At 49.5% G+C, this 9,712-nt stretch carries 13 protein-coding genes; all 13 read left to right on the forward strand.

All coding sequences use genetic code 11. The features are described from left to right. Positions 1-191: 191 nt before the first annotated feature. The 13 genes from IQ219_RS11565 to IQ219_RS11625 all read left to right on the forward strand — a co-directional run bounded on the left by IQ219_RS11565 (position 192) and on the right by IQ219_RS11625 (position 9,667). Positions 192-704, forward strand: a complete 513-nt coding sequence (locus tag IQ219_RS11565; RefSeq protein ID WP_190598642.1) for a phycobilisome protein — start codon at positions 192-194, stop codon at positions 702-704. Between the two features lie 2 nt (positions 705-706). Then, a complete protein-coding gene (locus IQ219_RS11570; RefSeq protein WP_194072698.1) occupies positions 707-1,372 on the forward strand; it encodes a V4R domain-containing protein in 666 nt (221 codons plus the stop codon). Positions 1,373-1,402: 30 nt separating this feature from the next. Then, positions 1,403-1,885, forward strand: a complete 483-nt coding sequence (locus IQ219_RS11575; protein ID WP_190598644.1) for a 2Fe-2S iron-sulfur cluster-binding protein — start codon at positions 1,403-1,405, stop codon at positions 1,883-1,885. A gap of 52 nt (positions 1,886-1,937) precedes the next feature. Further along, entirely contained in the window at positions 1,938-2,408 is a 471-nt protein-coding gene (locus IQ219_RS11580; protein WP_194018750.1) for an allophycocyanin, read from the forward strand. Between the two features lie 34 nt (positions 2,409-2,442). Beyond that, positions 2,443-2,754 (forward strand): 2Fe-2S iron-sulfur cluster-binding protein, encoded by a 312-nt coding sequence (locus IQ219_RS11585; protein WP_194072699.1) that lies wholly within the window; start codon positions 2,443-2,445, stop codon positions 2,752-2,754. A gap of 120 nt (positions 2,755-2,874) precedes the next feature. Further along, the gene (locus IQ219_RS11590) at positions 2,875-3,801 is read left to right on the forward strand and encodes a tetratricopeptide repeat protein (protein WP_194072700.1); all 927 of its coding nucleotides are present in this window, start codon (positions 2,875-2,877) and stop codon (positions 3,799-3,801) included. A 120-nt stretch (positions 3,802-3,921) separates the two neighbouring features. Next, positions 3,922-5,784 (forward strand): serine/threonine-protein kinase, encoded by a 1,863-nt coding sequence (locus IQ219_RS11595; protein ID WP_228016982.1) that lies wholly within the window; start codon positions 3,922-3,924, stop codon positions 5,782-5,784. A gap of 74 nt (positions 5,785-5,858) precedes the next feature. Next, entirely contained in the window at positions 5,859-6,080 is a 222-nt protein-coding gene (locus IQ219_RS11600; protein ID WP_190598648.1) for a hypothetical protein, read from the forward strand. Between the two features lie 24 nt (positions 6,081-6,104). Next, the gene (locus IQ219_RS11605; protein ID WP_194072706.1) at positions 6,105-6,242 is read left to right on the forward strand and encodes a hypothetical protein; all 138 of its coding nucleotides are present in this window, start codon (positions 6,105-6,107) and stop codon (positions 6,240-6,242) included. 17 nt (positions 6,243-6,259) lie between these two features. Further along, complete coding sequence (locus IQ219_RS11610) at positions 6,260-6,748, forward strand: type II toxin-antitoxin system VapC family toxin (RefSeq protein ID WP_194072701.1); 489 nt, start codon at positions 6,260-6,262, stop codon at positions 6,746-6,748. A gap of 218 nt (positions 6,749-6,966) precedes the next feature. Next, the gene (locus IQ219_RS11615) at positions 6,967-8,142 is read left to right on the forward strand and encodes a lipid-A-disaccharide synthase-related protein (RefSeq protein WP_194072702.1); all 1,176 of its coding nucleotides are present in this window, start codon (positions 6,967-6,969) and stop codon (positions 8,140-8,142) included. 134 nt (positions 8,143-8,276) lie between these two features. Further along, on the forward strand, positions 8,277-9,245 hold the full coding sequence (locus tag IQ219_RS11620; RefSeq protein ID WP_194072703.1) for a GAF domain-containing protein: 969 nt from the start codon (positions 8,277-8,279) through the stop codon (positions 9,243-9,245). 173 nt (positions 9,246-9,418) lie between these two features. Then, complete coding sequence (locus tag IQ219_RS11625) at positions 9,419-9,667, forward strand: hypothetical protein (protein ID WP_194072704.1); 249 nt, start codon at positions 9,419-9,421, stop codon at positions 9,665-9,667. Positions 9,668-9,712: the final 45 nt, after the last annotated feature.

A 9,712-nucleotide genomic window follows, 5' to 3' on the forward strand; every position in this document is an offset into this window, starting at 1 on the left:
CTCACAGCCTCGGTGGCGGATTTTTGTCGGGGTATTCAGTGGCAAGGTCAGCCATTGCCTCAACCATTGGCGATCGCCAGTTCTCGCCCTGCCAAGCTAGAACAACTAGAACAAAAAGCGCCGGTGACCAAGGTAGAACCGGCCATTGGTTTGGAAGATCTTTCCGATTTATTTTAGGGGTCCATAAAATTATGCAAAAGGATTTTGAACGGCTCTTTCATCGGGCGGAAGACCATTATCTCCATCCTCTGGAAATTATTTCCTTCCGCAAAAATTTAGGCTTAATGCAAGAACGGTTAAACACCTACCGCCTCCTGCGGGATAGGGAAACTATTCTTTTCCAGGCGATCGCCGACCAATTGGAAATGGAATTTAACGATGCACCGGTGGCCCAACTGCACCAAGCTCTCCTGCATTGGATTAGCATTTTGCGCTACGGAGCCATGGCGATGCTCCTGAGTAATCCTGAATACCTACAATACCGTTTGTTGGAGTGGCTAGAGGGAGTGGTACAGGCCCATGAAATGGTGGCGATGGAAACCAGGGTATCGGAATTACTAAAAGAACAGTTACAGTCCCTGTTGGAGCCCCTCCAATACCATCTCCTAGAACCCTTTTTAGCCCAGGCAGACCAAACCATCCTCGGCCAGGCCCCTGCGCCCGCCCCAGAGGAAGAAGCAGAAATGATGACCCTAGGAGAGTAACGATGATTGACGTAAATGCTCTGATTAATGCCCAACCCCCCAAAGGTAACTACTTTGCCCCGGACGTTTATCTCCAAGGGGATAACGAGTTTGGCCTGTTGGAAAATCGCAGTGGAGCCCGTCTGATTGCCCTGCCCGATACCCTCATCAAGGGTCTATTCACCGCCCTAGATTCCGAACTAGGCATTGGGGCTGGGGTGGCTCTCACCGCCTGTGGCAAAACCTGGGGCAGTGCTTTCTATAAGCGCTTTGCCGACGAACTGCAGGAATACTATGGCAAGCCAATCCAGGCCATGGCCATGGTGGAATTTCTGCAGACCTTTAAACAATGTTGGAAATCCCACGGTTACGGCCTGGTGGATATCGACTTGAAATACTACCAAAACGGCTTCATTGTGGCCGAGGTGATTAATTCCCCTTTTGTGGCCTGTGCTCTCCAGGGTAAAAGCCCCATGGGTTTCCTGGAAGCGGGCATGCTGGCCGCCTTTTTCTCACAGTTAACCGGTGAAAAGCTCCATTGTGAGCAAACCGTCTGTGAGTCCCTGGGGGCGGAAAAAAATCTTTTCATCCTCGGCCTGAAGGAGCGCCTTAAACCAGTTTCTGCTTGGTTAACGGAAGGCCATGACCATGCCACCATTATGGAATTGCTCTGTCGCCAACAGGGCTAATATCAGTATTACAGCACTAAGGAGGATTGTGTGGCTAAAACCATTAGACTCGACCCCATCAATTTAAAAGTCGCCATTGAGACTAACGATAATCTGCTTTCAGGATTACTTAGTCAAGATTTGCGGATTATGAAGGAGTGTGGTGGTCGGGGGATGTGTGCCACTTGTCACGTTTACGTCACCGCTGGGATGGAAAGTCTTTCCCCCCTCAACCGTCGGGAACAGCGCACCCTAGAGGTGATTACTACCCATAATGGCCGCTCCCGCTTGGCCTGCCAGGCCCGGGTGTTGGACGAAGGGGTGGTGGTGGAGTTGCCCGCTGGGATGTACGTCAGTGAAATCGAGGACATCGAGGAACTGATTGGCCGTCGGGCGGAGGAAAACATTTTAAATCCTCGGGATGGGGGCATCCTGGTGGAAAAAGGTAAATTAATTACCCGTTCGATGATTAGTCAATTAGCAGATCAGTTACAGGCAGCCAAAATCCAAATTGCCAAGGATGTGGATGAGTAGGCACCGGCCCATGGGGGCAGTTTGATTTTTATTTTTATGAGGTATGTGATTGATGTTTAAATCCCTAACTCGTTTGACCATTGATGCCGATGGCCGTTACGCCACGGATCAAGAATTGCAGTTTTTGCAGGATTTGTTAGATACGGCGGAAATCCGTATTAGTGCCTATGAAAAAATCCGGGACAACGAAGAACAAATTATTAACCGCTGGGAAGCGGAAAAACGGAACCTGCCCCAGGATACTTTCCACATGGGCGATCGGGATGTGACGGAAATTTGTCGGCGGGATATGACCAATGTGTTCCGTTGTTCAATTACGGCCATTTTATTTGGGGATTTAGACCGCCTGCGGGAGGGTTTATTGATTTGGTACCAAACTATTGTGCGTGCTTACAACTATACTGAGTACGCCAAGATTAGTTATAAAGTGATCCAGGAAACTATTAAGGAATTTCTGGAACCTGATGAGGTGGCAATGGTGTTGCCAGCGCTGAAGTTGGACCACACCATTCTCAGTAGCTAATGGGCTAATTTTGAATCAATTGTTTGGATCATTCATGGGTACGCTTTATTCCGTTAATTTGGTCAATCCGGCCACGGGCAGTGATGTCACCATCCAGGTGGCAGCGGATGAGTTAATTCTCGAAGCGGCGGAAAATCAGGGATTGGATTTGCCCTATTCCTGTCGGGCGGCGTCCTGTGTGGCCTGTGCAGGTCAATTACTGGAGGGAACCATTGAGCATACGGATAAGGGATCTGATTTCCTCAAGCCGGAGGAATTGGCGGCGGGTTGTGTGTTGCTCTGTGCGGCCTATGCCACTGCCAATTGCAAAATTCTTACTCACCAAGAGGAAGCTTTGTTTGGTTAAATCTCCAGCGGGGTTCTCCCATCTTCCATAGGATGCCCAGCATGTTCAAACTCTGTTGATGGGCTTTTCTGAGCTCTAGCAATCTGTGTTCTATCCATTGTCGGCAAAGGAATCAGGATTATGATGGAAAATCAAGTTAATGAACAAACGGTAACTTCCCAGGGAAATGGGGCCCCAACCACGGGCTACAAATCCGGGCTCTGGGATGGTTTGTCGGTGGTAGCGTTAATCGGTGGGGCGATCGCCAGTGTGGTTTTGCCTGCTAACCCAGCAGCCGGGGTAATTCCAGTGGCGGCCGGGGTCGGACTCCATTTATTTAACCGTAAGCAATTGGAACAGCATTTGCTGGCCAATCAACAGGCCACAGCGGCCCAGATTGTCCAGTTGGTGAACCAAAACCAAGCCCATCTGCAGGAATATCTACAAAAATTCCAAGGGGATGTTCACACTTCCCTCGGTCAACAGCAACAGGCGATCGCCGCTAACCAAGCAAATTTGACCAAAGCTTTCCGGGCAATCGCTGCACAGACCCATGAAAGCCTAGACCACCAACATCAAGACCTAGTTGCTGTGGTTCAGGAGTTACGCACCATGGAAATCTGCACCCAAAGCATTGCCGCCTATCCCCATGCTGAGGCTTATTACCAACGGGGCTTGAGCCATTTCCGCTTGGAAGATTGGACCGAAGCAGTGCGGGATTGCACGGAAGCCATTCGTCTCAGGGGCGATTTGGCCGGTGCTTTTCACCATCGGGGCATGGCCTACGCCCGCCTAGATAACCGCAAGCAAGCCACGGACGATTTACGTCAGGCCTACAAGCTCTATTTTGACCAAGGGGATTTGGACAATTATGAAGTGGCCAGGGCTCTCCATAAGCAGTACTATGAAGGGCCAGTGGAAGATCTGGAGCTAGAAGTGGAAGCCACCGCGGTAATGGCCCCAGCGGATGGTGTTGACCATGAAGCTTACATTGCCGATCCAGACCGGGAAATTAAACCCCTGTTGACGGAAGAAAGCGACACCACGGCGGCCAACTTATTTGGTTAAAGCTGCGGTTTCAGCCCGTTGGCCAAGACTTCCCCCATTGCCTCCAAGACAACAACAACAGCAATAATCGCCTGGGACAAAGGTAAGATAGAGTCACTCCCTGTCCTAGGCGTGTTTTTTATGGTGAAGACTGCCAATGTGGCGGTTATGCCACTGTTTCCCCGCTCCCAATATAGAATTATTGGACAAATTGGACAGGGACAGTTCGGACGGGTTTACTGTGCTATCCACCGGCTTACGGGTAGAATGTTTGCCCTCAAGGATTTGGAGCACCGGGTATTTCCCACCAACAAATTTCTGCGGGAACTGTCCTATCTGCTGACCCTACGCCATCCCAACATTGTGGCTTGCCATGGCTTGGAATACCATCCTGGGGGGCGCTATTTGGTGATGGATTACTGCGAGGGGGGAACTCTACGGGACATTATCGATGGGGATGGAGATTTATGTGTGGCGGGAAAAATAGACCTAGTACGACAGATATTGCTGGGTTTGGCCCAGGCCCATCAGCATGACATTGTCCACTGTGACCTCAAACCAGAAAATATCCTGTTAATTCCGCGGGGAGAGGGGTGGCAGGTGAAAGTATCAGATTTTGGCATTGCTCGCCTGACGGCAAAAACGGGCAATCCTAACTTCGGCAAAGGTTATACTGGTTCCCCCGCCTATATGGCCCCGGAACGCTTCTACGGCAAATTTTCTGTGGCTTCCGATATTTATGCAGTGGGCATTTTGCTGTACGAGCTCATTGTCGGCGATCGCCCATTTTCAGGATTTCCTAAAGCTTTACAGACGGCCCATCTCAATACCCGCCTAACTTTACCGCCGGAATTTCCCCCCTTGCTTGGTTCCATCGTCCAACGAGCTTTGGAGAAATTGCCCCAACGGCGATTTTCCAGTGCCGCATCCATGGCCAGTGCTTTGGCAACGGCCCAAAAACAAGCATTGGAACAGAGTCTCACCCAGGCTAACGGCTATCTTTACCATCACCTTGCCCCGGCCTCGCTGACTTTTACGGCCACGGTTAAACACAGTACCCCTTTGCTATTTCCCGTCAACCACCTAACCAGGGCAGGACTTTGGCTGTATCTGGGCAATGGGACCGAACTGTACCTATGGCAATATGGCGACGGCAATTTCGAGCACCATCCCTTGCCCCGATGGTCTTTGGGTTTGCCGGGAACCATGGCTAACCTGGAGGTAAACCAAGACCAAATTAGCCTGTTAATCCAGGGGGGTGAAACGGGAGAATGGCAATTTTACCAATGGCGAGAAACCCTACTTAGGAATCTTTGCCTACCCAAGCCCTGCATCAATTTGCAAGCAGATCGTCTGTTGGCTAACCTGAGCCCCGGGGGCAAAACCCTGGCAGTGGTGGTGGGCGATCAAAACAGTGCTAAAGGTTACTTTCAGGTATGGCGGACTGACCTCTGCTTAGCGGTGGCCCCGGCATTGCCAACTCGATGTCCTTGCCAACTGCTCACACTAGATCAAAACCATGGCCTGTTAGTGCAGTCACCATCAACTGCGAGTCACCGTCAGACTGTTTTTTTCCTATTTAATCGGCGGGGGTCTGTGTTTCCGGCATTTCGCCTTTCTTTTTTAGTGTCTCAATTGGTGGTTAACCGCTACTCCCGTAACCATCTGTTTGGCTTGGCCGATGATGCCCCCCAAGCCGGTATTTTGATTCGCCTGCAACCCCTAAAAGTCAATCGCATTGCTTTAAATGTCCAGCCCCAATTCGTTCAGCCTTTTCCCTGGGGTTACTTGCTGGCCGATCGCCATGGGGAAGTGGCTCTGTTGGATTATGAGGGTTTTCTATTTGGCAATTTTTCCCTAGGGGAAACTATCACGGCGATCGCCCCCATGGGTCGTTATCTCTGCTTGTTTGCCACGTGGCAGGGCAATGGGGGAAATTTACGTCTGCTGGATTTGGGCTCCCAGGTGGAAAACATTATCCGCCAACGCCAAGAAAAACGTTAAGATCGCAAACTGTAACTGTTGTTACCTAAGGGTAACCACCGTCATTTTTTTGCAATCTAAGGGAATTGAGGACAATGTTTAAACCTGGCTTACTTTTGTCTTTGCTTGTTGTGGGTTGTTTGTTAGTGGTCAGTGGTTGCGGCGGTGGTAATCGGGAAGAGGAAGGTAGACAAAATCAACAGAACATGGAACAGCAAGAAGATAGGGCCGGGGATAACGACAATCATGCCAATGATGACCACAATGATGATAACGAGGAAGATAATGACAATGACGACAACGATAAAGATGACTGAAGCGGTTTGGTTCTAATTACCCCAGTGAAGATCCTTTTCATTAGTAACGGCCACGGAGAAGACCTCAACGCCGGCCTGATTATCGATGCCCTACAACGGCGATCGCCGGAATTTGATCTGTTTGTTCTGCCCTTGGTGGGGATAGGGAAAACCTATCAATAGACACTTTGGTCTAAACCATGAAAAGTACGGTTTACGTCGAAACAAGTGTGATTAGCTATCTCGCAGCCCGTCCCAGCCGGGATGTGGTTGCCGCAGGGCATCAACAGATCAGCTACGAATGGTGGGCCACAGAGCGCATCAATTTTTCTCTCTACACTTCCGCCCTGGTGCTTCGGGAAGCCAGTAACGGAAACCCAGAGGCCGCATCGGCCCGTTTAGAATGGTTGCAGGACATTCCCGTTATTGCTATTACCCAAGAAGCTGAAGCTCTTTCCGAATATCTTATTCAAAGAGCGGCCCTCCCCCAGAACGCAGTGGCGGACGCATTACATATTGCAATAGCGGCTTACCACCAACTTAATTTTTTGCTTACCTGGAATTGTAAACACATTGCCAACGCAGTTAAACGTCACCCTATTGAACGTGCTTGCCGAGAATTTGGCTTTGAGTCCCCTATCCTTTGCACTCCCGAGGAACTGCTCGGAGTTAATTCTGATGTGGAATGATCATATAGTTGAAGAAACACGACGCTTGCGAGATGAGTATGCGGCCAAACATGGCTACAACATCCACGCGATTGTGGCGGATCTCAAGCATTGGCAAGAACAAGGTTTTCCCCTTACAGGCCAAAGAACCGAGATGCTTCAACCCAAACTTTTGTCTTCCCTAAATCATCACAATCAAGAGTCAGAATGACCAAAGTGGCTCTATTCGCATTACCCCAGTGAAGATCCTTTTCATTAGTAACGGCCACGGAGAAGACCTCAACGCCGGCTTGATTATCGATGCCCTACAACGGCGATCACCGGAATTTGATCTGTTTGCCCTGCCCTTGGTGGGGGAAGGCAAGGCCTATCAACAGAGGGGAATTAGCATCATTGCCCCGACCCAACCTCTGCCCTCCGGGGGGCTAATTTACACTGGCTTTTTGACTTGGTGGCAAGACATTGTTGGTGGTTTAGTGGGCCTGACCATTAAGCAAATTAAGGACCTACTCAAACAAAAACATCAATTTGACCTCATTGTGGCGATCGGTGACATTGTGCCCTTGGCCTTTGCCCGTCTCAGTGGTAAGCCCTACCTGAGTTTTTTGGTGGCCAATTCCAGTTATTACGAAGGCCGGTTACCCTTGCCCTTTACTGTGGCCTGGTGTTTAAAATCTTGCCATTGTCTCGGGGCGATCGCCAAAGACCATTTAACAGCGGAGGATTTAGGACAACGGGGCATTAATATTCGTTGTTTGGGCTATCCGATCATGGACGCTCTCCAACCGACGGGACAGCCATTGCAACGGCACAGCAACACCCTCATTGCCCTTTTGCCCGGTAGCCGGGTGCCGGAAGCGTTAAACAATTTGGGCCAACTATTACCCCTCTGTAGAGCCATTGCCCAGGAAAAAGTAGTGGATTTTTGGGCCGCCCTCGTGCCCGCAGTGACGGTGGAGCATCTACAAACCTTGGCAGTGGAGCATGGTTGGCAATGCCACGGCGATCGCCTGGAACGGGGGAACTGCACCATTCATCTTTCCTGGCAGCAATTTGCCGACATTCTGCAGCAGGCGGATTTAGTGTTAGGCATGGCCGGTACTGCGGTGGAACAGGCCGTGGGTTTAGGTAAGCCAGTGTTACAAATTCCTGGCCGTGGCCCCCAATTTACCTATGGTTTTGCGGAAGCTCAAATGCGATTATTAGGCCGTTCCGTCACCACCATTGGCCAAAATCCCCAGGAAGCCAATTTAATCAGTCAAGCTAGTCAGAAAGCCCTGGAAATTTTGGCAGATCACCATTATCAACAAAGCTGTCGGCAGAACGGGCAAGAACGCATTGGTCCCCCCGGTGGTTCCCTGGCGATCGCCAACTATATTGCCGAAACTGCCAAAACTTTGGCCAGCAAGGGGTAGAATGCGGTCAATATCGCTATCATTTACTGCAACTCACCCACCAGATCAAGGAAAAGTCTTCCCTTTAACAACCGGAAAATCCCCAAGAAGATTAGGATAAAAGCATCTAGGCCAATTTTAATCGTCCTCCGTGTATGAGCATCTACGATCCCAATCCAGATCTGTCTCTAGCCAGAATCGAAGCCCTAGAGCAGGAGTTGGCCAGCCTCAAAGCCAGTAACAACACCCTGGATATCCAAAATAAAATTCTCAAAGGCTTTATTTCCCTCACCAACGTCTCCGCGGGACGGATGTTGATTAAGGCCACGTTGCAAAAAACCATGGAAGCCTCCATTCACCAAACGGGGGCCCAGTTGGGCAGTCTTTTCTTACTAGATGGCGACGGCCGCGTCACGGAGAGTATTTTGGCCAGGGGAGCCACCGACCAAAATCAGAAAAAAAATCTTGTCGGCCAAGTGTTGGATAAAGGACTGGCGGGTTGGGTCAGGGAAAATAAAAGAACGGGATTAATTAACGACACCACTAAGGATTACCGTTGGCTGAAACTGCCCGACGAACCCTACAATGCCCTGTCGGCCCTGGGGGTTCCCATTGTTTGGGGAGACGAATTGTTGGGGATTTTAACCCTGATGCATTCCCAAGCGGACCATTTCACCCCGGCTTCTGCCATCGCCATGGAAAAAACGGCGGAATTAATTGCCCTAGTCTTGAACAATGCCCGCATTCAAACCAAACATAAACAAAATGAGACCCTGATCCAACAGGAAGATGACCTCTTAAACCAGGCTATTTTATGGTTTCCCAGTGTGATTTTCATTTTAGATAACCAAGGAGTATTGCTAAAATGTGGGGGAAAATATTTAGCACAAATTGGCCTTGACCCCAAAGAAAGCATTGGTAAATCGATTTATTATTTGTTACCCGAAGCTAACGAATTAAAAAGTTTGATCAGCCATGCTTTAGCTAACAATGTGATTGAGTCCGTCAGTGTGCAATTGGAACGGGTTGACCATGGCACTTGGTTCTATGATGCTTGGTTTTCACCCATTCTAGATACCCATGGCCAGGTTGCCCACGTTGTTTGTATGCTTTTGCCAGCCTAGAAAAGTGGGTAAAAGTTCAGAATTATCCCTTCCATACCCATCTGCATTTTGGTTACACTGCGGCTGAAGTTTGCTTTTTAACTGGGGAGTGGGGGAGGTCTTCAAGACCCATTTCATGACTGGAATAACTAGAATTTTAAGGATCAATTCCACGAGTAATACAACAGAAACGTATGAAGAGTTACCGCCGGTTGAAGCAATTATTTTTCTCTACCAAGGTTGGCAATAAACCTAAGCAAATTAAACAAAAGTCCGGTTCAGGCAGAGCAAAAACCTACCTCAGTTTAGCGGTGTTTCTCCTCTGTCCCCTCACCCTCTGGGGAACCACCCAGAACTTCAATTTAACCATGATGGCCCTGACTACTTTTTGCATTGCCTATCTGGGCAAAGGAATGCGTCGCCCCAAGCCCAACGATCCATAAAGCCCTAGCCATCAAACGTAGAAAGTTACTTCCACAGTCTTATCT

It is taken from the genome of Synechocystis sp. LEGE 06083, from assembly GCF_015207725.1.
Classification (GTDB): Bacteria; Cyanobacteriota; Cyanobacteriia; order Cyanobacteriales; family Microcystaceae; genus Synechocystis; species Synechocystis salina.